The sequence below is a fragment of the Photorhabdus akhurstii genome (assembly GCF_019090985.1).
Taxonomy (GTDB): Bacteria; Pseudomonadota; Gammaproteobacteria; order Enterobacterales; family Enterobacteriaceae; genus Photorhabdus; species Photorhabdus akhurstii.
This window is the reverse complement of record NZ_CP020335.1, coordinates 1140400-1164681: the sequence shown is the minus strand read 5'-3', so window position 1 is coordinate 1164681 and position 24282 is coordinate 1140400. Positions and strand designations below refer to the sequence as shown.

The 24282-nt window shown below is 41.6% G+C and carries 23 protein-coding genes and 1 tRNA gene; 14 read left to right on the top strand and 10 right to left on the bottom strand.

Going from position 1 to position 24282, the window contains the following annotated elements; all coding sequences use genetic code 11:
• Nucleotides 1-395: 395 nt before the first annotated feature.
• Nucleotides 396-692, top strand: a complete 297-nt coding sequence (locus tag B0X70_RS05060) for a type II toxin-antitoxin system TacA family antitoxin (RefSeq protein ID WP_036808074.1) — start codon at nucleotides 396-398, stop codon at nucleotides 690-692.
• Nucleotides 670-1182 (top strand): GNAT family N-acetyltransferase, encoded by a 513-nt coding sequence (locus B0X70_RS05055; protein WP_036808078.1) that lies wholly within the window; start codon nucleotides 670-672, stop codon nucleotides 1180-1182. The genes B0X70_RS05060 and B0X70_RS05055 overlap by 23 nt, the downstream gene beginning before the upstream one ends.
• A gap of 67 nt (nucleotides 1183-1249) precedes the next feature.
• Here the strand turns inward: B0X70_RS05055 and fbaA are convergent, their stop codons facing one another.
• The 3 genes from fbaA to epd all read right to left on the bottom strand — a co-directional run bounded on the left by fbaA (nucleotide 1250) and on the right by epd (nucleotide 4653).
• Nucleotides 1250-2326: a class II fructose-bisphosphate aldolase gene (gene fbaA / locus B0X70_RS05050; RefSeq protein WP_036808081.1), complete on the bottom strand. Its 1077-nt coding sequence runs from the start codon at nucleotides 2324-2326 to the stop codon at nucleotides 1250-1252.
• Between the two features lie 62 nt (nucleotides 2327-2388).
• Nucleotides 2389-3552, bottom strand: coding sequence for a phosphoglycerate kinase (gene pgk, locus B0X70_RS05045; RefSeq protein WP_217471027.1), 1164 nt, complete (start codon nucleotides 3550-3552; stop codon nucleotides 2389-2391).
• Between the two features lie 81 nt (nucleotides 3553-3633).
• Nucleotides 3634-4653, bottom strand: coding sequence for an erythrose-4-phosphate dehydrogenase (gene epd, locus B0X70_RS05040; RefSeq protein ID WP_040153422.1), 1020 nt, complete (start codon nucleotides 4651-4653; stop codon nucleotides 3634-3636).
• A 387-nt stretch (nucleotides 4654-5040) separates the two neighbouring features.
• Between epd and B0X70_RS05035 the strand changes: the two genes are divergently transcribed.
• Nucleotides 5041-5562, top strand: a complete 522-nt coding sequence (locus B0X70_RS05035) for a MarR family winged helix-turn-helix transcriptional regulator (RefSeq protein WP_051560803.1) — start codon at nucleotides 5041-5043, stop codon at nucleotides 5560-5562.
• A 157-nt stretch (nucleotides 5563-5719) separates the two neighbouring features.
• Nucleotides 5720-6091, top strand: coding sequence for an antibiotic biosynthesis monooxygenase family protein (locus B0X70_RS05030; protein ID WP_036780450.1), 372 nt, complete (start codon nucleotides 5720-5722; stop codon nucleotides 6089-6091).
• A 105-nt stretch (nucleotides 6092-6196) separates the two neighbouring features.
• Here B0X70_RS05030 and tkt read toward each other — a convergent pair whose 3' ends face one another.
• The gene (tkt, locus tag B0X70_RS05025) at nucleotides 6197-8191 is read right to left on the bottom strand and encodes a transketolase (RefSeq protein WP_217471026.1); all 1995 of its coding nucleotides are present in this window, start codon (nucleotides 8189-8191) and stop codon (nucleotides 6197-6199) included.
• A 641-nt stretch (nucleotides 8192-8832) separates the two neighbouring features.
• On the opposite strand from tkt, the gene B0X70_RS05020 reads away from it, so the two are divergent.
• From B0X70_RS05020 to B0X70_RS05005, 4 genes are all read left to right on the top strand, one after another.
• Entirely contained in the window at nucleotides 8833-9522 is a 690-nt protein-coding gene (locus B0X70_RS05020; protein WP_036808100.1) for a PAS domain-containing protein, read from the top strand.
• Between the two features lie 60 nt (nucleotides 9523-9582).
• On the top strand, nucleotides 9583-10266 hold the full coding sequence (locus B0X70_RS05015; protein WP_246593433.1) for a helix-turn-helix transcriptional regulator: 684 nt from the start codon (nucleotides 9583-9585) through the stop codon (nucleotides 10264-10266).
• Between the two features lie 17 nt (nucleotides 10267-10283).
• Nucleotides 10284-10952: a helix-turn-helix transcriptional regulator gene (locus B0X70_RS05010; RefSeq protein WP_036808107.1), complete on the top strand. Its 669-nt coding sequence runs from the start codon at nucleotides 10284-10286 to the stop codon at nucleotides 10950-10952.
• 483 nt (nucleotides 10953-11435) lie between these two features.
• The gene (locus B0X70_RS05005; protein ID WP_105396620.1) at nucleotides 11436-11702 is read left to right on the top strand and encodes a helix-turn-helix domain-containing protein; all 267 of its coding nucleotides are present in this window, start codon (nucleotides 11436-11438) and stop codon (nucleotides 11700-11702) included.
• 142 nt (nucleotides 11703-11844) lie between these two features.
• Here B0X70_RS05005 and B0X70_RS05000 read toward each other — a convergent pair.
• Both B0X70_RS05000 and dnaQ read right to left on the bottom strand, forming a co-directional pair.
• Nucleotides 11845-11921 (bottom strand) — tRNA-Asp (locus tag B0X70_RS05000).
• A gap of 129 nt (nucleotides 11922-12050) precedes the next feature.
• Nucleotides 12051-12797, bottom strand: a complete 747-nt coding sequence (dnaQ, locus tag B0X70_RS04995; protein WP_105396619.1) for a DNA polymerase III subunit epsilon — start codon at nucleotides 12795-12797, stop codon at nucleotides 12051-12053.
• Between the two features lie 57 nt (nucleotides 12798-12854).
• Here dnaQ and rnhA point away from each other — a divergent pair, with 57 nt between their 5' ends.
• The gene (gene rnhA, locus B0X70_RS04990) at nucleotides 12855-13325 is read left to right on the top strand and encodes a ribonuclease HI (protein ID WP_040153435.1); all 471 of its coding nucleotides are present in this window, start codon (nucleotides 12855-12857) and stop codon (nucleotides 13323-13325) included.
• Here the strand turns inward: rnhA and B0X70_RS04985 are convergent.
• Entirely contained in the window at nucleotides 13322-14038 is a 717-nt protein-coding gene (locus B0X70_RS04985) for a methyltransferase domain-containing protein (RefSeq protein ID WP_217471025.1), read from the bottom strand. The two genes, rnhA and B0X70_RS04985, sit on opposite strands and share 4 nt — an antisense overlap.
• Nucleotides 14039-14080: 42 nt before the next feature.
• Between B0X70_RS04985 and gloB the strand changes: the two genes are divergently transcribed.
• From gloB to B0X70_RS04970, 3 genes are all read left to right on the top strand, one after another.
• Entirely contained in the window at nucleotides 14081-14833 is a 753-nt protein-coding gene (gloB, locus tag B0X70_RS04980; protein ID WP_217471024.1) for a hydroxyacylglutathione hydrolase, read from the top strand.
• Between the two features lie 71 nt (nucleotides 14834-14904).
• Entirely contained in the window at nucleotides 14905-16269 is a 1365-nt protein-coding gene (gene mltD, locus B0X70_RS04975) for a murein transglycosylase D (RefSeq protein ID WP_040153437.1), read from the top strand.
• 711 nt (nucleotides 16270-16980) lie between these two features.
• Nucleotides 16981-17919 (top strand): 2OG-Fe(II) oxygenase family protein, encoded by a 939-nt coding sequence (locus B0X70_RS04970; protein WP_217471023.1) that lies wholly within the window; start codon nucleotides 16981-16983, stop codon nucleotides 17917-17919.
• Between the two features lie 122 nt (nucleotides 17920-18041).
• On the opposite strand, the gene B0X70_RS04965 is transcribed toward B0X70_RS04970, so the two are convergent.
• On the bottom strand, nucleotides 18042-18458 hold the full coding sequence (locus B0X70_RS04965) for a PIN domain-containing protein (RefSeq protein WP_036808120.1): 417 nt from the start codon (nucleotides 18456-18458) through the stop codon (nucleotides 18042-18044).
• Complete coding sequence (locus B0X70_RS04960) at nucleotides 18445-18678, bottom strand: AbrB/MazE/SpoVT family DNA-binding domain-containing protein (RefSeq protein ID WP_036808122.1); 234 nt, start codon at nucleotides 18676-18678, stop codon at nucleotides 18445-18447. Before B0X70_RS04960 ends, B0X70_RS04965 begins: the two co-directional genes overlap by 14 nt.
• Before the next feature lie 356 nt (nucleotides 18679-19034).
• Between B0X70_RS04960 and B0X70_RS04955 the strand changes: the two genes are divergently transcribed.
• Nucleotides 19035-19970, top strand: a complete 936-nt coding sequence (locus B0X70_RS04955; protein ID WP_110086576.1) for a 2OG-Fe(II) oxygenase family protein — start codon at nucleotides 19035-19037, stop codon at nucleotides 19968-19970.
• Nucleotides 19971-20496: 526 nt separating this feature from the next.
• Entirely contained in the window at nucleotides 20497-21699 is a 1203-nt protein-coding gene (locus B0X70_RS04950) for an MFS transporter (RefSeq protein ID WP_217471022.1), read from the top strand.
• A 90-nt stretch (nucleotides 21700-21789) separates the two neighbouring features.
• On the opposite strand, the gene B0X70_RS04945 is transcribed toward B0X70_RS04950, so the two are convergent.
• Nucleotides 21790-23175, bottom strand: coding sequence for a DASS family sodium-coupled anion symporter (locus B0X70_RS04945; RefSeq protein WP_040153441.1), 1386 nt, complete (start codon nucleotides 23173-23175; stop codon nucleotides 21790-21792).
• Between the last annotated feature and the right edge of the window lie 1107 nt (nucleotides 23176-24282).

The following is a 24282-nucleotide window of genomic DNA, read 5'->3' as shown; positions in this document are numbered from 1 at the left end:
GAGGCAACTTGAAAGATGACGGGTATAGAACTTTAAATAGAAACTAACTGTACTAGCTCAGACTAGAGCTAGTACAACTCAGGTGACTGCTTCCCGCCGTAAAGAGGGTTTACGGCGGTTTTTGCTAACAACTCTGCATACTCGGATTCACTTGCGTCCGAATTTTGATGATTTTTGTTCTATCTGACTATGGCTTGTTTAGTCTCACAACATGGTGTCACTTTGGCACATCCATTGAATTTTGTTAAAAACAATGCTAGACTAACCAATGAAACAAACTTAGCGTTTCACCAAATAATATGTTCCGCTAGCTCCAAATAAATAATGTAAACGAGTAGTGGATATCTATAGTGAACTAAAGAACTAATAACCGCAATGCGGTAGGAGTAAGGCTTATGGCCACATTAGCAAATGAAAGAATCACCACAAGGGTGAGTTCAGAGATCAAGGAGTTACTTGAAAGAGCGTTATCACTATCAGGGTATGCCAGTTTGAATAGCTTTATTGCCAATGCTGCTGTAGCAGAGGCAAAAAGACTCATTGAACAAAATATGCGTATTCAATTGTGTCAAGAAGATGCATTGGCGTTTGTTCATGCATTGGAAAAACCAATCAAGGTAAACGAACGTTTCCTTCGTGCTGCTCGTAGACATAAAGAAACAATAAAAAATGAAGATAGAACGTCTAGATAAAAACAAACACGATAGAAATAATTTTAACTGTGGTGAACCCGCACTAAACAACTACTTGAAGGCAGTATCGGGACAACATGATAAAAAGGACTTATCAAGAACATTCGTCCTTACAAGTAGTCAAAATGGATCTCAAATAAAGGGATACTATTCCCTAGCACTATGCACGGTAGAGCTAGACGAACTACCAGAGAAAATATCGAAAAAGTACCCTTCTACACTACATTGCGCACTTATTGGTCGCCTAGCTATAAGTAAGTCATTTCAACGCCAAGGGTTTGGTGAAATCTTGCTTATAGATGCAATTCGAAAAGCTATAGAGTCGTCACAATCTATTCCTACCCCGATGATTATCGTCGATGCAAAGAACGACATAGCCAAAAAACTGTATATGAACGTAGGGTTTGAGGAGTTTCCTCAGACAAAGAGCAAACTGTTCATGTCTATGGCTGTTGCAATGGAAATGATAAAAAGAGTAGATGCGATGTAACATCTCATTTACTGAATGCGGCTAACGTTCCCTCTGCATGAAAATTCAGAGGGAACTCTTTCACCAATTACAACACATCAATCGCGTTCAATTCTTTGAACGCTTGTTCCAGACGGGCAATCATAGAAACCTGACCGGCACGCAGCCATACCCGTGGATCGTAGAATTTCTTATTAGGTTTATCTGCGCCTTCTGGATTGCCTAACTGGCCTTGCAGATAGCCTTCGTTCTTTTTGTAATAATTCAGGATACCTTCCCAAGTCGCCCATTGGGTGTCAGTATCGATATTCATTTTAACAACGCCATAGCTGACTGCTTCTTTGATCTCTTCCGCGGTAGAACCAGAACCGCCGTGGAAAACAAAATCCAGGCTGTTATGCGGCAGATTGAATTTCTCAGAAACATAGTCTTGAGAGTTACGCAAAATTTTTGGCGTCAGTTTAACGTTACCCGGCTTATAAACACCATGAACATTACCGAAAGAAGCCGCAATAGTGAAACGTGGGCTGATAGCATTCAGTTTCTCATAAGCATAAGCCACATCTTCCGGTTGCGTGTACAACGCGGAGCTATCCATATGGCTGTTATCAACGCCATCTTCTTCCCCACCAGTACAGCCCAACTCGATTTCCAGCGTCATATCGATTTTTGCCATGCGAGCCAAATACTTGCCGCAAATCTCAATATTCTCTTCCAGAGACTCTTCTGACAGGTCGATCATATGAGAAGAGAATAACGGTTTACCCGTCGCTGCGTAATGCTTTTCTCCCGCATCTAACAAGCCATCAATCCACGGCAGCAATTTACGTGCGCAGTGGTCAGTATGCAGGATCACAGGAACACCATAATGTTCAGCCATCTGATGAACATGGCGAGCACCAGAAATTGAACCCAGAATAGCCGCTTGTTGACCTTCAACTTTCAAACCTTTACCGGCAATAAAAGCAGCACCGCCGTTAGAGAACTGAATGATCACAGGAGAACGAACTTTGGCAGCGGTTTCCAGTACGGCATTGATTGAATCAGTACCTACACAGTTGACCGCCGGCAAAGCAAAGTTGTTTTCTTTGGCTATAGCGAACACTTTTTGAACATCATCACCAGTGATGACACCCGGTTTTACGAAATCAAAAATTTTAGACATGTTACGTGGGTCCTGTTTAGAGCGGGTAGCCAACCAACCAGCCGCTACCCGTCATGACTTAATTACTGTTTTGCACGTTCTTCCAACATCACAACCGCAGGCAGTTTTTTCCCTTCCACAAACTCAAGGAAAGCGCCACCACCCGTAGAGATATAAGAAATTTTGTCAGCAATACCGAACAGGTCGATCGCTGCCAGCGTATCGCCGCCGCCGGCGATAGAGAAGGCATCACTATCAGCAATGGCGCGCGCGACAATTTCAGTCCCTTGACGGAAATTAGGGAATTCAAATACACCAACCGGGCCATTCCATAGGATCGTTTTAGCGTTTTTCAGGATATCAGCCAGCCGTTGAGCGGATTCATCTCCCAAATCGAGGATCTGCTCATCATCTTTAATATCACTGGAGGATTTCAAGGTTGCTTCGGCCGTTTCAGAGAATTCTGTTGCTACACGAACATCGGTTGGCACCGGAATATCACAGCTTATCAGCAATTTTTTCGCTTCCGGGATCAAATCATCTTCATAGAGAGAACGGCCAACATTGTGACCTTCCGCGGCAACAAACGTATTCGCAATACCACCACCAACAATCAGTTGGTCGGCAATTTTAGACAGCGTATCCAGAACGGTCAGCTTGGTTGAAACTTTAGAACCACCGACAATAGCCACCATTGGGCGAGCCGGATTATCCAACGCTTTGCCTAATGCTTCTAATTCCGCAGACAGCAAAGGACCGGCACAAGCAACAGGAGCAAACTTAGCCACGCCGTGAGTCGAAGCCTGAGCACGATGAGCGGTACCGAATGCATCCATGACATAAATATCACACAGGGAAGCGTATTTTTTAGCCAAGCTTTCGTCGTCTTTCTTCTCACCTTTATTAAAGCGAACGTTCTCCAGCACGACCAGCTCACCTTCTGATACTTCCACGCCTTCCAGATACTCTTTTTCCAGTCGAACGGAGGAGGATAATTTCTCTTTTAGATAGTCTACTACTGGTTTCAGCGAGAATTCTTCGTTGTATTCGCCTTCAATCGGGCGGCCAAGGTGAGAAGTGATCATGACCTTGGCGCCCTGTTTCAATGCTGCTTCGATGGTTGGCAAGGAGGCACGGATACGCGCATCAGAGGTGACTTTGCCATCTTTTACCGGAACGTTCAGGTCAGCGCGGATCAAAACACGCTTACCCGCCAGATCTAAATCGGTCATCTTAATTACAGACATGGTGAATCCTCTTATTGATTCTCTAAATTATTTAATCTTGCGCCGTGTGCAAATCTATTATGGCCGTCTATCAACAACAGATCATTTGAAACCCGTAGCAGCCATTGCTAACGTTGTATCTAACATTCGGTTAGCAAATCCCCACTCATTATCACACCAAACTAATGTCTTAATCAGGTGTTGCCCACTAACCCGCGTTTGTGTGCCATCAACAATCGCGCTGTGGGGATCGTGGTTAAAATCCGTTGAGACTAACGGCAATTCGGTATAATCAACTATACCACGAAATGAAGTAGCTGCTGATTTTTGCATTAATTCGTTGATTTTTTTAACAGTTACTGAAGATTTTACCGTAACGCTCAAATCGATAGCCGTAACGTTGATCGTTGGTACGCGCACGGAGATAGCTTCAAAACGGTCACAGAACTTTGGAAAAATCCGGGTTATCCCTGCGGCCAACTTGGTATCCACCGGAATGATAGATTGACTGGCTGCCCGAGTACGCCGTAAATCTTTGTGATAAGCATCAATCACCGGTTGGTCATTCATTGAGGCATGAATGGTTGTCACTGTGCCCGATTCAATCTCAAATTCATCATCCAATAATTTAATGACGGGAATAATGCAATTAGTGGTACAGGAAGCATTGGACACAATACGATCTTTTGCTGTCAATAAATGCTGATTTACACCATAGACCACCGTCGCATCTAAATCATTGCCCCCCGGATGAGCAAAAAGCACTTTTTTGGCGCCACTGGCAAGATGTGCCTCGCCATCAGCTCTGCTGCCATAAATCCCACTGCAATCAAGAACAATATCAACCCCCAGTTCTTGCCAAGGCAACGTCGATATATCAGGTTGATGAAACAGGCGAATATTATCATCACCAACTTGCAACAGATCATTATTCAGACGCACATCCCAGGCAAAACGACCGTGACTGGAGTCATATTTCAGCAAGTGAGCAATTCCTTCGGCATCTGCCAGCTCATTAACAGCAATAACCGCAATTTCAGCCCGGCGTCCAGATTCATAAAGAGCACGTAAAATACTGCGTCCTATTCTGCCAAAACCGTTTATTGCCACCTTGATTGTCATGTTACTCCCTGAATATAGTTATTACCACCCAACCGCTTAGAATAACCGACTCAATCACGGATGTACTGATTGCTTATCACAAAACTGTCAAAACCGTGCATAGAAAACCGCTTTAGATAACAAAATGAAACGATTCAGCTATAAATAATGAGATTACGGGAAAAGGAGGTTGATAGCAAGCAATAGTAAAAAGTGATCAACCTTCGAATTAAAGACTGTTGCTCATATTCATCGACCCCAAGCAAGCAGAAAGAAACAATCCCACCGTTATTTACTCACAACTGCGACATGGATCATCAATACCATTTGTTGGAATATTGACATTTAATCTCAATAAATGGAAACTGGTTGTCGTTTTTTGAGGAGCTAAGGAAAAGGAAGTAAATCGTGTCAACCGAGGAAACTTCGGCGTTTGAAGTATTCACTGAGATCACATTGGCGGTATTTCGGCTCAATGCCCTACTGCTCTCTAAAGGCGATCAGCTCGTTGCTCCGTTGGGAATCACGAGTGCGAGATGGCAAGTACTCGGTGCGATTGCGCATTCGCCACATCCACCTACCGCGCCTCAGATTGCCGCCGCAATGGGTATCACACGCCAAGGCGTGCAAAAGCAATTGAATCTCGGGCTAAGTTCAGGGATGGTGAGAACCCTCACTAATCCTCGCCATGAACGCTCACCACTCTATCAACTGACCGAGCTTGGTTGGCGTACTTTTGATGCGGCGATATCGCTGGAAGCTGAATGGGTCGAATCACTGATGCAATCCTCTGATCCTAACGAGCTAAAAGTGACATTAAACACCTTGATCAGCCTGGAGACGGAGCTGGGAGAGTCACCTGTGCCAAATACAAGACATAGCGCTCTGGATTCGTTCGTTAATAACGATAAAGAATTACCAAACAGTTAAACGAAATACAACGTGGAAACAGCATGTAATTGGTGGAACGCATTTGTCTCTACGTTGACATATTATTGCCGTCAAAAGCCGCGTAAATCACGCGACTCGCCTCGGCAGGATAGCAATACAAACATAAATATAAACACATAATTTTCAGGAGATAGAAATGGTCAAACTAGAAGAAATGGACACCCACGTAACCCTGCGGGAACAGTTATTTTCGAACACCGATGGCTCCATCGTGCTAGTGAACATATTTCATGTTGATCCTTCAATGGCTGACACCCTAATAGAAACTTGGAAGGAAGATGCAGAATATTTCCGGTCTAAGGTGGGCCTGATTTCAGCACAATTACATCGCGGAATCGCTGGCAGCGGCACATTCATGAACTATGCTGTTTGGGAGAGTCTGGAGCATTTCCGCGCCGCATTCACAGATCCTGAATTCAAGGAAAAACTCGCCAAATATCCTGATGGGATTGTCGGTTCGCCTCACGTGTTCCAAAAAGTAGCCGTTCCCGGAATTTGCGTGGCATAAACCGAGGAAAGCTGCCACGATCCATCTTCAATAACGATATCGTGCGGAAAAAGAGCGCACCCGCTCAACGTTTACCTCAGGTGCGCTCATTTATGAAGTGACTAATTATTTCAGCAGAGCTTTAGCCTTAGCGACCACATTCTCTACAGTGAAACCAAACGCTTTAAACAGTTGATCAGCAGGCGCTGACTCACCAAATGTATCCATACCAACGATAGCGCCATTTATACCGACATATTTAAACCAGTAATCGACGATACCCGCTTCGATTGCAACACGTGCCGAAACCGCAGCAGGCAGAACCGCTTCTCGGTATGCAGCATCTTGCTTATCAAAAGCATCAGTAGACGGCATCGAGACTACGCGTACCTGGCGACCTTCCTCAGTCAATTGGTTGTAAGCACTCACCGCCAATTCAATTTCTGAACCGGTTGCGATCAGAATCAGTTCTGGCTGCCCCTGACAATCTTTCAGGATGTAAGCCCCTTTCTCAATATTAGCCAACTGCTCGGCAGTACGTTCTTGCTGTGCCAAATTCTGGCGAGAGAAAATCAGCGCTGATGGGCCTGTTTTACGTTCGATAGCATATTTCCACGCCACCGCAGACTCAACCTGGTCACATGGACGCCATGTACTCAGATTTGGCGTCACACGCAAACTGGCAAGCTGTTCTACCGGCTGATGAGTCGGGCCATCTTCACCCAAACCGATTGAGTCATGGGTGTAAACAAAGATGCTGCGAATTTTCATCAATGCCGCCATACGCACTGCATTACGGGCATATTCAACGAACATCAGGAAAGTTGCGCCATAAGGCACAAAACCACCATGCAGAGCGATACCGTTCATAATGGCTGACATGCCAAACTCACGAACGCCGTAATGGATGTAGTTACCAGCCTGATCTTCGTTCAATGGCTTAGAACCTGACCACATCGTGAGGTTACTTGGCGCCAAATCAGCAGATCCGCCCATAAATTCAGGCAACACCTTGCCAAACGCTTCCAAAGCATTCTGGGATGCTTTACGGCTGGCAATATTGGCCGGATTTTTTTGCAACTGTTCGATAAATGCTTTGGATTCAGCTTCCCAGTCTGCCGGTAATTCGCCACTGGTACGACGTTTGAATTCAGCAGCTAATTCAGGATACGCTTTTTCATAAGCAGAGAATTTTTCATTCCAGGCGGCTTGTTTCACATTGCCAGCTTCTTTTGCATCCCACTCAGCATAGATGTCCGCTGGAATCTCAAATGCCGGATAATTCCAATCCAGAGCTTCACGAGTCGCGGCAATTTCCGCATCACCCAATGGCGCGCCATGAGAATCATGGGTACCTGCTTTGGTTGGCGCACCAAAACCGATAACTGTTTTGCACATTAACAGAGAAGGTTTATCAGCGACTTTACGTGCTTCTTCAATAGCAGCTTTAACTGAAGCTGCATTATGGCCATCAATACCGCGAATCACATGCCAGCCATAAGCTTCAAAACGGCTTGCCGTATCATCCGTAAACCAGCCTTCAACATGACCATCAATGGAAATGCCATTGTCATCATAGAAAGCAATCAACTTGCCTAACTTTAAGGTACCCGCCAGAGAGCAAACTTCATGAGAAATGCCCTCCATCATGCAACCATCACCCATAAAGGCATAAGTATTATGGTCAACGATCTCATGACTAGGACGGTTAAATTGCGCGGCCAGAGTGCGTTCAGCAATCGCAAAACCTACTGCGTTGGCAATCCCCTGCCCTAAAGGACCTGTCGTAGTTTCTACGCCTGGAGTATAACCATACTCAGGATGGCCTGGGGTTTTAGAGTGTAACTGACGGAAATTTTTCAGATCATCAACGGAAACATCATAACCGGTGAGATGCAACAGGCTATAAATCAGCATAGAACCATGACCGTTAGACAATACAAAGCGGTCACGATCAACCCAATGTGGATCAGCTGGGTTATGATTCAAATAATCACGCCATAAAACTTCAGCGATATCAGCCATTCCCATAGGCGCGCCAGGGTGCCCTGATTTTGCTTTCTGCACAGCATCCATGCTCAGGAAGCGAATAGCATTAGCAAGGGTTTTACGAGTGGTCATTTTCTACTCCAAGTGGGATAAAAACGTTTAGGGGGATAATTTTCTCAGCACAGCGTACAAACCGCAATCTTTAAAGCCAAATACCAGGAAACTATCTTAATTTCATCTGAACGACAATTCTTTGATTTACCTTATGGCTCTATATAAATTTCAGCATCATCAGAGTAATAAACAAACTCATTGCGCATATAAATGGGTAAATGAATTAAACACAGCTATTAGTTGCCAATCAAGAGATAAAATAACCCATTAAACAGAGACATATTCTTGATTTATGGCAATTTTCAGCGACTAGATTGATTGTTTATATTTATCCTAATTATATGCTAATGATCTCTTAATAATTTGATTTATTAACAGTGAATAGAGATAAAAGACACCAATCAAAAATCAATATTATTTTAATATCAATAACAAAATAAATAATTTACGATAAAATAATACTTATAGTTATATTTTCTTATATGATAATATTTTTACCCAAAATAATAAGTAATTTGATTAACAGATATAGATAAAATAAAAAATATTATTTTTTGACGAATTAATTATTGCAATCCATTATATAATCGGGTTATTTTAAATAGAACATATAAAATAGACACGCAGATGACTACTTAATTAACAACTAGGACATTCTCATGTCAAATATCAAAAACAGACCAAGTAATATCACTCCGCAATTAATTTACATGTGGGAAAAAAGTAATGAGCCTTGGGGCGCAAAAGATCGCCAATCAAGATTTATATATGCAAATCCTGCTTTTTACCAGCTGCTCAATCTGCCCGAAGATTTCGAGATTACAGGGCTTTCAACCGGGGAATTGCCCTCACCTATTGCAGAGTATACAGAAGAGTATTGTCGTCAAGATCAAAAAGTGATGCAAACCATGAAAACAGTCACTTCACTTGAGACTCATCTATTTGGGAAAAATAAAGTCAAGCAAACCTATCGCTGTAGTAAATATCCGCTTTGTGATGAAAATGGGGACTGTATCGGTATCACTTTTCATATGTCCAAAGTTCAAAATTTTTCCATTGCTTACTATCATAAAAAAATATCGCCAACAGCTCTGGAATTTACCCCTCCTAATGACATACTGACTCAAACTGAATGGGAAGTTCTTTTTTTGGCTCTTCGCTCACTGGACGAAGAGAGTATCAGCGAAGAATTAATGATAAGTACAGAAGAGGCCATTAACCATATTCAGTCAATTTACCAAAAATTTAATCTACCGCTGCATATAGAATTAGAGGATTTCTGCAAAGCAAATAAGTTTGATCTATACATTCCAGAAAGGTTCGTCGCTATTGGCAGCCAAGAGTTGTAAATTCCCATTAATTCAGATCTAAGACCTAAATATTTTTTCAATAACAATAGGAATTATGTTGTGAGCTATAAAAAATTAACCGTATCGCCCCAAATTATTAATCTAATGGAAACCAGTCATGAACCCTGGGGCATAAAAGATCAAAACTCCCGTTTTGTCTATGAAAACAAGGCAATGGCTATGTTGCGCGATCTTCCCCGCGGCTTTAATGTAGAAGGACGCCTAGACAATGATCTGCCTTGGGAAGGCGCCGCTTTTGCAGAACAATTTCAGATCCATGACAGAGCAGTAATGCAAGCGGAACAAAGAATATGCTCATTAGAAACCCATTTATATGGTAAAGAAAAATTACTTTCCTCCTATTTCTTCGAAAAGTTCCCATTTTATAATGAAGATAATCAATGTGTCGGCGTCATTTTCCATGCATGGAAAGCCGAAGCCTATTTTCTGACACGCTTTTTTTATGGCAAGCTTCCCGGCTCTATCATGTTCCAGCCCCCTTCTGGGCTATTTACTCAACGGGAATGGGATGTCATTTTTCTATTTTTACAGAAATACACCAGTAAACAGATCGGGCGAATACTGAATATCTCTTATCGCACGGTAGAAACGCACATGTTACGGATATACAAGAAAATTGGTATTAATTCTGGTCAACAACTGGATGAATACTGCCGCCTTAATGATTTTGATCTCTATGTCCCTGAGAGATTTTTAAAACCTGGTAGTAAAATGTTTATATAATGTGGTAAATAAAACAGATGAAAACGACGAGTAATATATCAGCACAGATAATAAACACCATAAAACATAGCCATGATCCTTGGGGCATTAAAGATAAAAGCACTTGCTTTATTTATGAAAATAAAGCAATGGCTATGCTACAAGATATTCCGCTTAATTTGAACGTCGAAGGGCGTTTTGATTGTGAATTACCTTGGGCAGGAGCAATCTTTGAAGAACAATTTCAACGACATGACAGAACAGTCATGCGTTTAGAAAAAAATATATGCTCATTAGAAACACATAGATTTGGCAAAGAAAAACGCCTTTGTTCCTATTTCTTCGAGAAATCTCCATTTTATAGTGAAGATAATGAATGTATTGGCATTATTTTTCATGGGCGGAAAGCGGAAGCGCTTTCTTTGAAGGAGTTTTTCAATGGAAAATTGCCACCTTCCGTTATGTTTTGTTCTCCCTCAGAACAATTTTCCCAACAAGAGTGGGAAATTATTTTCCTATTTCTAGCAAAACATAGCAGAAAGGAGATCAGTGAGAGACTTAATATTTCTTACCAATCGGTGAAAGATCAGATAGAAAAAACATACCAGAAACTAAAAGTGAGCTCTGACTCTCAATTTGAGGAGTATTGCCGTATCAATAATTTTAACCTTTATATACCAGAGCGATTTTTATTTCCTTATTTATAAATCTCACCTTTATATCCAAGTTATTATAAAAGGAAACAATATTATAAAAACCAAATATGAAACTATTAGACTGATTCTACCACGACTCAACCAGATGATATATGGAATAAAACCCCAGAGCCGTGGTTTGCAAAAAATAAGGAATTTCTCTGTATATATGTGAATGTAATATTCATTACCGTTAATAAATTGTCTGAAAAATAACAAAAAGTATTCATAAGAAACTATTAGTTATTTCAGTTATTAAACTGAGAATATTTTTCACAGATAATAATAATGATCTTTACATTAAGAAAAAACACCTGCAATATATAGGGAATATTCTGTTATCAAACAATCGATACTATTATTCAGTATTCTCTCCGATAGCCAATTCAATTAACCTTGATTGATAATCTGCACCTAATTACTACCAGACAGCAAAACATTGATAATTTATCTATTATCAATGTTTTTCTCACAATTAAAACTTGGAGATTATTTATGGATATTCAAGACTGGCATCCGGCAGATATTATTGCAGCCCTGAGAAAACAAGGAACAAATCTTTCAGCCGTTTCTCGTAAAGCTGGTTTAGCATCATCGACATTGAGTAATGCATTACATCGCCCGTGGCCAAAAGGAGAAGCATTAATCGCTACTGAATTAGGTTTACATCCATCGGATATTTGGCCATCACGCTATAGACCTGGTAAAGAGAACAAATTCTTAATAAAAGTTGCAGAAACAAGCTGTGTAGAAATCTGGTAGCACCTGTATGTCTTATGTTAATGCAATTTCATTATCATTTATATTGTCTATCGAGAGATTACTGCATGGTATAAGTACAAACAAAAAAGATATAGATACGAACAAAAAAGCCCCGGGCAACTACCCAGGGCTTCGAAATCTTTGGCGGTGCGGACGGGACTCGAACCCGCGACCCCCGGCGTGACAGGCCGGTATTCTAACCGACTGAACTACCGCACCGCGCAGCGTTCTGGTTGAGAACGAGGTGAATATTACGAATCCAAGATCATTCCGTCAATATTTTTTATAACAAAGTGACGAGTTTGATCAACTTTTCACCCCAAAAGGTGATTTATTCACAATTTTATGTTAACTCTGTTCAGAACTTATACGCCATAAACAGCTCCCGCCCTTCTTCTCAACTAAATCCAATCTGGATTCGTGAGCCGCGAGTTCTTCATCCGTTGCATAAACAACTTTCAATGCCGTTTGAGACCGGGTAACACGCTGTATTTCAGAAACATTCGCACCACCAGCAATTTCCCCTTCCATTGAAAAAGCAAGAGAAGTCTGACCGCCTGTCATTATCAAATAGACATCAGCCAATATCTCGGCATCGAGTAACGCGCCATGTAAGGTTCGTTTAGAATTATCTATATCATAACGATCACATAACGCATCAAGGTTATTTCTTTTCCCCGGAAATAACTGTCTCGCAAGTTGTAAGCTATCAGTAATCTTGCAGAAATCCGCAGTTGGCGGAATATCACGATCCAGCTTGCCAAACTCATAATCGATAAAGCCGATATCGAAGGGAGCGTTATGGATGATCAATTCAGCGCCGCGAATAAATTCAATAAATTCATCAGCAATATCAGCAAATAGCGGTTTATCCTGCAAAAATTCATCACTGATCCCATGCACTTCAAATGCTTCAGGATCGACCAATCTATCCGGCTGAATATAGACATGAAAATGGCGGCCGGTTAAACGACGGTTAACAACCTCTACAGCCCCAATTTCAATAATTTTGTGCCCTTCATAGTGAACACCTAATTTATTCATACCGGTAGTTTCGGTATCAAGAACAACTTGTCGTGTAATTGCCGTGCTCATAATGCCTTTTTATGTCAGACTTAGGGTTTTGAATTGAATAAGCAGAGTCTACCAGATATGAGCAAACAGGTAGAAATTTTCACCGATGGATCTTGTCTCGGCAATCCGGGGCCTGGGGGCTACGGTGTGTTATTACGCTATCAACAACACGAAAAAACCCTTAGCGAAGGTTTTTATCGTACAACAAACAACAGAATGGAACTCATGGCGGCAATTATTGGCCTGGAAACGCTGACTCGCCCTTGTAAAATTGTCTTAACCACCGACAGCCAATATGTGCGTCAAGGCATTACACAATGGATTCATAACTGGAAAAAACGCGGCTGGCGTAAAGCAGATAAATCTCCGGTCAGTAATGTCGACTTATGGCAACGTCTTGATCAAGCCATTAGCCGCCATGACATTGATTGGCAATGGGTCAAAGGCCACTCCGGGCATAATGAAAATGAACATTGTGATGAATTAGCCCGTGCCGCAGCAAACTCACCAACAGAAACCGACACTGGATATCTCGAAAATAGAGATTAACTGCGCTTTCGGTAACATTTTGTTACACCAACAGCACTGCCCAATTTAGGTTTTAATAACGTTACTCTTATCTGATTTAGCGTTAATGGCAGTGTGCGTTTGCGGGCAATAATCAGACTGACACAACCTAATATAGACAGGCGCCGATTAACAAAACCCATTTCATTTCGCCAAGGCAATATTTGGAAACTATCACGATACACCACTTCATAATTAAGCAAGCTCAACCAATCAAGTTGGCGCATTAGGGAGAACATCCGGCTGCAATAGGGTTGATGACGCCATAATCCCGGCACTAATTTTCCCAAACCAAGCAAACTCAATGAATTAAAACCACTGATAATGAGCCAACCATCATCAATCATCACTCGGTCAACTTCCCGTAAAAGCCGATGGGGATCAGCGCTGTAAGCCAGCATATGACTCAGTAAACACGCATCAACGGACTTCCCTTCAAACGGTAGATGGTAAGGATCAGTAATCACCTGCATATTCTTGCCTTCCTTACCCACATTAGTCTGATTAAAAATCGGACACTCTTTGCTGTCAATTTCAGCACTCAAATTACCGACTTTCAACAGATGGAAACCAAATATTTTCGGCCACCAGGGTTGTAATTGACGCTCCAAAGCGGCACGGTAATACTCCCCCCAAGGTAAATCAGCCCAAGAAGCCGGGGGATTTATATTCTGTATTGTATGTGCAGATTTCATGGCTTCTTTTCCTTATAACCCGCTGTTAATAAGAGGTATACAATGGAGCTTATCAGCATTCCGGTCCTTTCGGATAATTACATTTGGTTACTTTGTGATGAAAACAGACATGTTGTCATCGTTGATCCGACAGAATCACAGCCTGTCCTTGATACCTTAAAATCCCGCGGCTGGATACCCGATGCAATTTTACTTACCCATCATCATCACGATCATGTTGGCGGCGTTCCTGGAATTATTGATCGATTCCCTGAGCTACCAGTATACGGCCCAAAAGAAACCGAGAGCAAAGGTGCGACGATGATAGTCTGTGGCGGTGATAGCATCCATTTCGGTCATTTTTCTTTCCAGATCATCGACGTTCCCGGCCATACTCTGGGGCATATTGCTTTTTATCAAGCGCCTTACCTCTTTTGTGGGGATACTTTGTTCTCTGGTGGTTGCGGACGCCTCTTTGAAGGAACCGCTGAACAGATGTATGCATCTCTAAGTAAAATAGCTGAACTGCCCGATGACACACTGATCTGTTGCGCCCATGAATATACCGTTTCTAATATGAAATTTGCTCATGCTGTTTTACCCAATCAGACTATCAGCGAATATCAGCAAAAAGTAACCCAAATGAGGGAAAGCAATCAACCAACAGTACCAACCACATTACAAACCGAGAAAAAAATTAATATTTTCTTAAAATGTGATGATATTGATTTACAAAGAAATATTGGAATTGTCCCCAACTCTCAACCGCTTTCCGCCGTTTTCCGTCAACTAAGAAGACAAAAAGATCAATTCTGATTGAGAGAGTTGCTATATCAAGCCAAGATAAGTATTATTGGTCGTCTTTTAAGCAACCATAAAAATTAATTATGAAGACAAAAGCGATTCTGTTCGCATCTGTCTTGCTGGTTGGCTGTCAATCTGGACCAGATTGGTCGACGACAGCCGGACAACGGGCACAGAATTCGTCTTCAACGAGTCTAAAGACAGGCAAGATAGCAGCAACTAATGATACCGATCAGCTTGCTGCCTACTGGGGAGAGGATGGTTCTGGCGCTCAGCGTGAGCTGTGGGGATACATCCGAGATGAGTTGAAGATGAAAATCCCTGATAATTACAGGGTTCGTGAACAACGAAATTATTACCTGAAAAACAAGAGCTATCTCCACGATGTAACTTTACGGGCTGAACCGTATATGTACTGGATAGTCAGGCAGATCAAGCAACGCGATATGCCAATGGAACTGGTACTGGTACCCATAGTGGAGAGTGCTTTTAACCCGCATGCTACCTCACGCGCCAAGGCCGCGGGTCTGTGGCAGATTGTCCCGGATACGGGCCGCAATTACGGTCTTACTCAGGATAAATGGTACGACGCACGCCGGGACGTCGCCGCATCAACGACTGCCGCCCTGAATCTGTTACAACGCCTGAATAAAATGTTCAATGGTGACTGGTTATTGACTATTGCTGCTTATAACAGCGGCGAAGGCCGTGTTATGCGCGCAATAAAAGAAAACCAGATAAAAGGTAGACCAACGGATTTCTGGTCATTATCACTACCACGGGAGACTACGCTCTATGTGCCTAAAGTTCTGGCGCTCAGTGATGTCATCCGCAACAGCGATAAATATGGCATTACGCTGCCAAAATCCAATAATCAACGGGCGCTCGCTCAAGTTGATGTTGGCCAACAAATCACGCTGTCTCAGGCCGCAGAACTGGCTGGCATGTCCCTGACATCGATTAAAGCCTATAACCCCGGATATAAGCGAGGAGTAACATCGCCTAACGGTCCACATTACATCATGTTGCCAAAGGCAAAAGTTGATCAATTTAAACACTCGCTGGCAAATAAAACCGTTTTAAGTAATATTCGTCAGGAAGTTGCTAACAACAACCGCCGATTGAGTAAACAAAGCCAATATAAAGTTCGCTCAGGTGATACATTATCCGCTATTGCAAAGCGGTTTAACGTTTCCACCCGTGAATTACAACGCATGAATAATCTGAGAACCGCCAGATTGTTAAAAATTGGGCAAGTATTAAGGGTAAATAATGACAACGCCATTATTTACCGCGTACGCCAAGGCGACTCTATTGCCAGTATTGCTAAACGTCACGGTATCAACATTAAGGATTTAATGAACTGGAACGACGGCATAAAAACAACAGATATCAAACCAGGAATTGAGTTAACGCTCTATGTCGATGAATTTTCCGATGAAGCTTAAAATCTTTTCCAGTAGATGTTTTATTGTTGAAGGAAGATAATAGATGGCCCTCTATTAGGGCCATTTCTTCATATTTAGTGGAATAAACTTTGGCTTATTCCTTTTGAAATCAAACAAATTGATAAACAGTGCAAGGAAATCATATAATCAATTGACAAATACAACACGCAATTATTTAAATAAGATTAACTATCAAAATATTAACGTGTTAAATATGCTATTTAAGAAATCGCATTTAAATAACATAACAATATAATCAAGATAAAACATTAATTACTAAACTTAATGGAAATCATAAAAATATCATTGATAAACTATCACATTTAACAATAAATAATGAAAGCAATAAAACATCACCAAGTAATTTATAAAACATTCATATTAACAATAAATTAAAAAAATATAACTCTACTGTCGCCATTTATATTTCTATTATTTTTCATATATAAACCATCAAATTCTTGTAATATTCAAAAAGTCAGCTAGGATAGTTAGTGATCAATATTAATTACTTTGCTGAATAGTTACTTGGCGTTTTAACAAATAAACTTGTTAATATAATTATCCAAGCATTAATATAACGAAAAAAAGATTAATACACTATAAGAGAACAATATAAGAATAAGCACCACATGTAATATTGGCAACATACATTTCCGAGATAAAAAAGAATAAGCAAAAGTTCTTTTACCACATCTAAGGACTATCACTATGACAACATCATCAACAATGCGAACTCCAGTCAAACTACCACCAATGCCATCGGAAAGCGAAGCCTCAAAAACATATAAATCAGCAGATATGGCACGCTCCTATTTAGAGGGAGACAATCTTGTTTTTACTGACAACGACGGCTTTGATCAGGCTCTCAGAGAGGGTTTCTTCCTCCTGAAAGCACCATCATACATGGATTTTGAACACGGCGATCGATTTGCATACCATTTCTTTGATCCCGCCACAGAAGGTGACCTTCGCCCCTATACGGGATTCAAATCATATACTACTTTTTCCAATAGCTACGAAGGTTATTTCGACAGAGAACATGATCAATGGGAACATTTTCGCCTCGAACGGGAACATTGGCGCCTCATGCCATCAGAGGTTGCAACACTGGGTCGCCATATGGCACACATCGGTATATGTGTACTACGCTCCGTGTTAACTTATGTTGGCATTCCTCGTCGTGACTGGGAACTCATTACCAATGGTATTTCAGAAGGGTTAGGAAACCAGATGTTATCGTTTAACCACTTCCGATCAGAAAAAGCCACCCGAGGCTCTAAATTTCACCGGGATTCAGGATGGGTGACAGTTCTAAGATCAACTGAACGTGGCCTTCTTGCCTATATAAATGATGAACTTTTAGCTATTGATCCTGTTCCAGGACACCTAATCATTAACTTTGGTAGTTCGATCGAAGTGCTGACAGAGAATTTAACCCCAAATGTTCGGGCCAATATACATGGCGTTGCTCGCACAGAAAGAAATGGGCAGCGCGATAGAATGTCATATGTCATGTTTTTAGTTAGCAATCTGGCTGGTAATGTCTACAAATATGGCCCCAACGGCCCCATCAAAGTTCAATCCGTTAAAGAGTTTGTTATCCAGGAAGCGAGTCGAACATACGATGATGATAATGACGCTTTATAGATATTTTCTGCACAATAAATCGGGGTTATAACGCAGATTTGAACTGACAGATACCTTTATACCGGTGCCTGTCAGGTTAAATCGGTATGTGAACCTCGATCCCTCTCGAGCTCACCAAATCGTCAGACATATGAGAATGGATTTTTAATAACCAAGCTGTCTTCCAACATCTGCCCGTGATTCATGTCTTCACTATAGAGCGCCCGACAACCTGCGATGACCGCAGCCGCCACAATACAAGAATCGTAGAATGACAAGTGATAACGCTCTGCAATAAACCTAGCTCGGTCATGAACTTCAACCGTAAGAGGCACGATTTTGCAAAAACTACGTACAATATCGAGGAACTCCGCTATCTCTTCCCAACTCATCTTAAGTTTACGCACACACACGTGCGCCACTTCGTTGAGCACCTGTACACTAATGACCGGATTCGCTTTCAGCAGCGCTTCGGCACTATCGGCCTTGGCCACGTCTTGGGACAGCAGGTACAGCACCACATTGCTGTCGATGAAATCGCAAGACTTAGCCCCTGTCATTCGCTTCATCTCTACTGAACTTGAAATCTGCCGGCAACTTACCGCGGAATGTCCGAAGACGCTCCAACAACACCTCAGATCCAGGCTTCTTGCGTACCGCGAAGGTACGCGGATCATCCACTACAATCTCAATATCATCACCTTCACGCAATTCCAGAATTTCAACTAAACTAGCCGGCAAACGTATGGCAAGGCTGTTACCCCATTTTGCTACTTGCATGATATTACCTCCTTAGATATACATTTTTATTGTATATCCATTCTTGCAAAATACAAGCTTAACCAAATGCATCTCCCCCGAATACGGGGAAGATTTTTACCAAACTTCCTGTAGCTGAAAAATGCATACAAGGGATAATCGCCGTTCGTTTTAGCGTTTTAGCGTTTTAGCGTTTTAACGTTTTAACGTTTTAACGTTAATATAAAGGGGTCACTAACCAGTTTCTAGAAAAGCATTGGCAAGATATTAAAATAAAAGGCGGATTAACCCCATTCTGGATAGTGAATGTCATCCAAAAATCAACAATATTCACAAGTAAAACAAAATTCTTTCGCCCATATCTAAGGACCATGACTATGAAAACCTCATCAACAATGCGAACTCCGGTGAAACTACCATCAATGCCATCCGAAAGCGTAGCCTTGAAAATGTATAAATCAGCAAATATGGCACGAGCCCATCTGGAAGGTGATAATCTTACTTTTGATGACAGTGACGGCTTTGACCGAGCCCTTCGGCATGGCTTTTTCCTCCTGAAAGCGCCATCCTATATGGATTTTGAACATGGAGATCGATTTGCACGCCACTTTTTTGAACCCGCCACAGAAGGTGACCTTCGACCCTATACGGGGTTTAAATCATGTGGTCTTTCTACCGATTACGAAGGTTATTACGACAGAAAACATGACCAATGGGAAAATTTCCACATCGAACGGAAACACTGGAATCTCATTCCATCTGAGGTCGCTACACTGGGTCTCCACATGGCGCATGCGGGTATATGTATACTACACTCAGTGCTAAATTATGTCGGTATTCCTCGTCGTGACTGGGAACTAGTCACAGAAGGCCTTTCAGAAGGACTAGGGAACCAGACGTTAGGGTTTAATCATTACCGATCAGAGAAAGCAACCAGAGGTTCTAAGTTTCATCGGGATGTAGGATGGATAACAGTCTTAAGAACAACTGAACGTGGCCTTTTAGCCTATATAGATGATGAACTCTTGACTATTGATCCTGTTCCTGGCTACCTGATCATTAACTTTGGTAGCTCGATGGAATTACTGACAGAAAATTTAACGAAAAATGTTCGAGCCAATATACATGGTGTTGTTCGTACAGAACGAAATGGGCAATGCGATAGAACGTCATATGTGATGCTTTTAGACAACAATGTGACCGGTAATATCTATAAATATGGTCTCCAAGGCCCAATCAAAGTTCAATCCTTCAAGGAATTTGCTACTCAGGAACTTGAGCGGGTATACGATGATAATAATGATGCTTTATAGATCACTTCTTTATTGAAAGCGCAGGACACGTTAAACCTATTTTCTAACAACCTGTTTGCAACAAACTTCTCTCCATCTAAAACCGGGAGAACAGAATGAGGTAAACAGGTTTTTCTGCGTGCGTTTCATTGAAAGTAGACTTGATAAAAATATCAGCTAAAAACTGATATCCTTATAATCTTCATAATATGAATAACGTACTCAGCAGCTTTACTATTCAGATTAAAAGACTAGTTTACTTTAATCTGGATATCTGGCGTACCAGATTTCCTTGATATTCAAATCCTTGGGCAAGGAACATCAAATATCTAATCCGATAAATTAATTCCTTGCGCACTTTCTTTATCGGGTATATTACTAATGGAGTTTCCTCCCCTCCTTTGCAATTCCTAACACTTTCACATCAGCCTAATCGGGCTGCCCCCCTTATATGTATTTCACAACAGCTTTTCTACACCATGACTCATCACACTTTACCACAAGAAATATACGAACATTTATCTACATATGGAGTTAAATCGATCTTATGAACAAAAAAGCACAATATTCATCCACTTTGGAACAGAGTACAAAATACACGTTTTTATTTATCCTTTCAGTCACTGTATTCTTCGTTGGCGCAACCGAATTCATGTTGTCATCCATGCTTACCCCTCTTGCAGTCGCCTTCGGGACAACGGCGGTCGGAGCATCCTGGCTGGTATCTAGCTATGCATTTTCCTACGCTCTGGCAGCACCTATATTTGGGTATTTTGCAGATCGTATTAACAGAAGCAGATTACTTCTGATTTCTCTGCTGTTTTTCGCCGCAGATGGTCTGGCTATCATTCTTGCTCCCACTCTTAATATCGCAATCACGCTGCGAATTTTTGGCGGTATAGCATCAGCGGTAATCACCCCCACCGTATTTGCCTTGATCGCCGATATCATTCCTTATAATCGCCAAGCCGGAGCAATGGGCGTCGTTATGCTCGGTATGACTTTTGGCATTGCATTCGGTCCAGCTTTAGCCGGGATACTGACAGATTTAATAAATTGGCAGGCGCCATTTTTATTTACCTCATTCGGCTGTGTCGTTACATTCATCATTGGGATCTACTGCCTTCCATCAAAAACCGTACTCCTAAAGCCAACAAACCAGCGCTTAGTCTGGTTTCGGCAATGGTCGGTTGTCAGGCCGCTCATTGCAAAAGGGGCCTGGAATGGCGCCGGCGTCTCTGCTTTTCTTTTGTCTGGAGAAGTCTTACGTCAACGGTACGGATTTGGCCCCACTGAAATCGGTTTGACTGTCGCTGCCTTTGGTGTTGGCTTGGGATTAGGTAATCTGTCCGCCGGTTGGCTCCGTAAGCTTTGCGGTCGCGAAGAAGTGACTTTGGTCTTCGTCAGTTTGCTACTGACTGGAGTGATCTCTATTTTTATGCTGGTTCCGCTTACGCTCTTCGGTTCTCTAGGATGTTTGATATTCTGGGGTGCCGCACTGGGCGTTGGAGCGCCTGCAAGTACCGTCGTTTTGGCAACACGAGCAGGCCCTAACAAAGGTATGGTTCTGGCCTTTGCAGAAACATTCAATAATCTGGGAATTTTGTGCTTAGTGCCATTAGCTACTATTGGGTTAATCGCAGGAGGTTCAAGCACAGCAATGGCCGTGCTATCCGTCGGATTGGTTATCGGTCTGACATTGGCAATATTGGATTTCTGGCTGACGCGCTCGGCAAATCCTTCTCTATGAATCTTCGCCCTCTGGCTTTATTTCCCCACCATACATTTGTGGGGATATTGAATAGTTATTGTGTCCAGAGGGACATGAGTAAATTTTCAGTTATAACCAGAATAACCAAGCAAACAGAGAGATAATAACGATGCAGGCAATATTCAGCACCATGCCCACTCTGACCATTTCAGTCTGTTTAATATGACCGGAGCTGAAAACAATCGCGTTAGGTGGGGTGGCAACCGGCAGCATAAAGGCACAGGACGCCCCGAATCCGATAATGAGTGTCAGCGTCATTATCGGCATACCCAACGCTTCCGCGACGGTTGCGAATATCGGTACTAGCAAAGCTGCGCTAGCTGTATTACTGGTAAATTCAGTCAGGAAGATAATAAATGCAGCTACCGCAATAATAATCACAAACCAGTGGCTTGCGCCAAAAGTAGCAGCCATACCATTCGCCATGATTTCACTAGCACCTGAGTTTTTCAAAATAGCGCTTAAAGTCAGACCACCGCCAAACAGCATCAACACACCCCACTCGGTGTTATTTTGAATCTGGGACCAACTCGCCACCCCCGTTATACCAATCAGAACGGCAGCACTGACAGCAATAATGGTATCCAGATCTTTCACGCCCCCTAAGGCAGAACTGATAACCGTACTAAAGATCCAACAAAATACGGTTAATAGAAAGATCAGCATGGTCATTAGACGCTTACCAGTCCAATCCAGTTTTTCCAGCTTCATATCGAATTTATGATTCAAATTCGGGCGCAGCATCAAATACATAACACCAACCATCATTGGCATCAGAATAACCACCAACGGAACCCCAAATTTCATCCAATTGAAGAAATCGATGCCCAGTTGAGCCGCTGCAATCGCGTTTGGCGGGCTACCAACCAACGTACCTAAACCACCAATACTTGCGCTATAAGCCACCCCCAACAGCACAAATACAAATGTATGGCGCTCAGAACGCGCATCCAGATTGGACAAAATACCCAAGACTAATGGCAGCATCATCGCGGCAGTCGCGGTGTTACTGATCCACATGGAAAGGCCAGCCGTCACACCAAACAACAACATCACCGCTACAGACAAACGTCCGCGGGCAATCATCAGCAAACGGTTCGCAATCAGTCTGTCCAGTCCTTGGATGTGAAGCGCGGTTGCCAGAGCAAAACCACCAAAAAACAGGAAGATGATGGGATTAGCAAAAGATTTCAGCGCATCTCCCGTATTCATCAATCCCATACCAACTGCCAGAATGGGAATACATAATGCAGTAATAGTGACGTGAATAGCTTCGGTAAGCCACAGTACGCCAACAAATACCATTAGTGCTAAACCCGCATTAGCTTTTTCACTAAACGGCAATGTATTAAGTAGAATAAATAGTAATACAACATCAGCAGCCAGAATAATTAAGCCTTTTTTATTAGAAAAATTTAGCTTCATGGCTGGTGTTAAAGATTCAGAAGCATCCATTGGCGACTCCATTAGCGCCGGTGATATCTGATCCACCATTGCTACAATTGTTAAAAAAATACAAGGCGTGTGAATATAAGGAGTCTTCAGTAAGAAGCAAATGCAGTTCTTTGAATTTTGGGATCTAAAGCGCAAGAACCAACCAATTAAATCATAAAAGACGGTATTTTATACAAATTTTCGTTGTTATATCACATTATTACACCTTTATAGGTATAGGAAACCGTTATGTTTTATGCCGTTTTTTGGCACAAAAGCAGGTGAGTTTTACTTCTCCTAAAATTGCTAATAAACCCATTTAAAAAACGAGAGAGTGTTTTAGCATCAACGATGATTAAAAATCTGGCGAATGAATTTACCGGCAAGGTTATAGGTTCGACGGGTATTTAAACATCAATAAGACCATTTTTTCATTTTTCACCGATAGCTTTTTGATGGTAGGTTTTAAACTGTTATTAAAAGCCACTATTTAAACTTATGATTTTAATCGTAAAAAATTTTAACCGTTTTTTTAAACTTAATGGTTTTTTTCGTTTCCTGAACCCTATTTAACTTAACCGTTTTCATTAAACTGACACCTAGTTTTTCCTTCTGCTATATTTTATTTTTTAGATTTAAAACCAGAGAGGGTAACAGGTATGCTAATGATATTAAGACAATCCTCATTCCTTTAATCATTTTTAATGTGATTAAATAAATTTTTTATTCCTTTTTTCACAGCTAATCCCGGTTAACTTAAAAGCTTATCAGCTTTCTTTAATGATTGTTCCTGATTTCCGGTAAACCTCTTGCAACCATACAAAATCTCTTATTTGAGAAAATTTTCTTAATCGGTTTAATCCTGTTAAATGTTTTAATATAACCTTATACTCCTGGTATTGGATTAATGCAGTCTATTTGGTCACTTTATTAATCAAATTAAAACCTGTTTTCTCTTCCAATGTCTGTATAGCATCGAATTTTCACCTACTTTGAAAAATCCTTAATCACCTTTTTTATCTTTAATGATTAAAGTTTTTACCTGTTTTTTCACAATACGCTTGTCTTTTTCCCAGATTTTAAAACCATTCTGATAGATAAAAACAGCTTTTCTTAATCCTATTTAAT

Bases quoted from the DNA above. Each gene is read 5' to 3' on its own strand.
- B0X70_RS05060 (WP_036808074.1), top strand. From the start codon at position 396: ATGGCCACATTAGCAAATGAAAGAATCACCACAAGGGTGAGTTCAGAG.
- B0X70_RS05055 (WP_036808078.1), top strand. From the start codon at position 670: ATGAAGATAGAACGTCTAGATAAAAACAAACACGATAGAAATAATTTT.
- fbaA (WP_036808081.1), bottom strand. From the start codon at position 2,326: ATGTCTAAAATTTTTGATTTCGTAAAACCGGGTGTCATCACTGGTGAT.
- pgk (WP_217471027.1), bottom strand. From the start codon at position 3,552: ATGTCTGTAATTAAGATGACCGATTTAGATCTGGCGGGTAAGCGTGTT.
- epd (WP_040153422.1), bottom strand. From the start codon at position 4,653: ATGACAATCAAGGTGGCAATAAACGGTTTTGGCAGAATAGGACGCAGT.
- B0X70_RS05030 (WP_036780450.1), top strand. From the start codon at position 5,720: ATGGTCAAACTAGAAGAAATGGACACCCACGTAACCCTGCGGGAACAG.
- tkt (WP_217471026.1), bottom strand. From the start codon at position 8,191: ATGACCACTCGTAAAACCCTTGCTAATGCTATTCGCTTCCTGAGCATG.
- B0X70_RS05020 (WP_036808100.1), top strand. From the start codon at position 8,833: ATGTCAAATATCAAAAACAGACCAAGTAATATCACTCCGCAATTAATT.
- B0X70_RS05010 (WP_036808107.1), top strand. From the start codon at position 10,284: ATGAAAACGACGAGTAATATATCAGCACAGATAATAAACACCATAAAA.
- B0X70_RS05005 (WP_105396620.1), top strand. From the start codon at position 11,436: ATGGATATTCAAGACTGGCATCCGGCAGATATTATTGCAGCCCTGAGA.
- dnaQ (WP_105396619.1), bottom strand. From the start codon at position 12,797: ATGAGCACGGCAATTACACGACAAGTTGTTCTTGATACCGAAACTACC.
- rnhA (WP_040153435.1), top strand. From the start codon at position 12,855: ATGAGCAAACAGGTAGAAATTTTCACCGATGGATCTTGTCTCGGCAAT.
- B0X70_RS04985 (WP_217471025.1), bottom strand. From the start codon at position 14,038: ATGAAATCTGCACATACAATACAGAATATAAATCCCCCGGCTTCTTGG.
- gloB (WP_217471024.1), top strand. From the start codon at position 14,081: ATGGAGCTTATCAGCATTCCGGTCCTTTCGGATAATTACATTTGGTTA.
- mltD (WP_040153437.1), top strand. From the start codon at position 14,905: ATGAAGACAAAAGCGATTCTGTTCGCATCTGTCTTGCTGGTTGGCTGT.
- B0X70_RS04970 (WP_217471023.1), top strand. From the start codon at position 16,981: ATGACAACATCATCAACAATGCGAACTCCAGTCAAACTACCACCAATG.
- B0X70_RS04965 (WP_036808120.1), bottom strand. From the start codon at position 18,458: ATGACAGGGGCTAAGTCTTGCGATTTCATCGACAGCAATGTGGTGCTG.
- B0X70_RS04960 (WP_036808122.1), bottom strand. From the start codon at position 18,678: ATGCAAGTAGCAAAATGGGGTAACAGCCTTGCCATACGTTTGCCGGCT.
- B0X70_RS04955 (WP_110086576.1), top strand. From the start codon at position 19,035: ATGAAAACCTCATCAACAATGCGAACTCCGGTGAAACTACCATCAATG.
- B0X70_RS04950 (WP_217471022.1), top strand. From the start codon at position 20,497: ATGAACAAAAAAGCACAATATTCATCCACTTTGGAACAGAGTACAAAA.
- B0X70_RS04945 (WP_040153441.1), bottom strand. From the start codon at position 23,175: ATGGATGCTTCTGAATCTTTAACACCAGCCATGAAGCTAAATTTTTCT.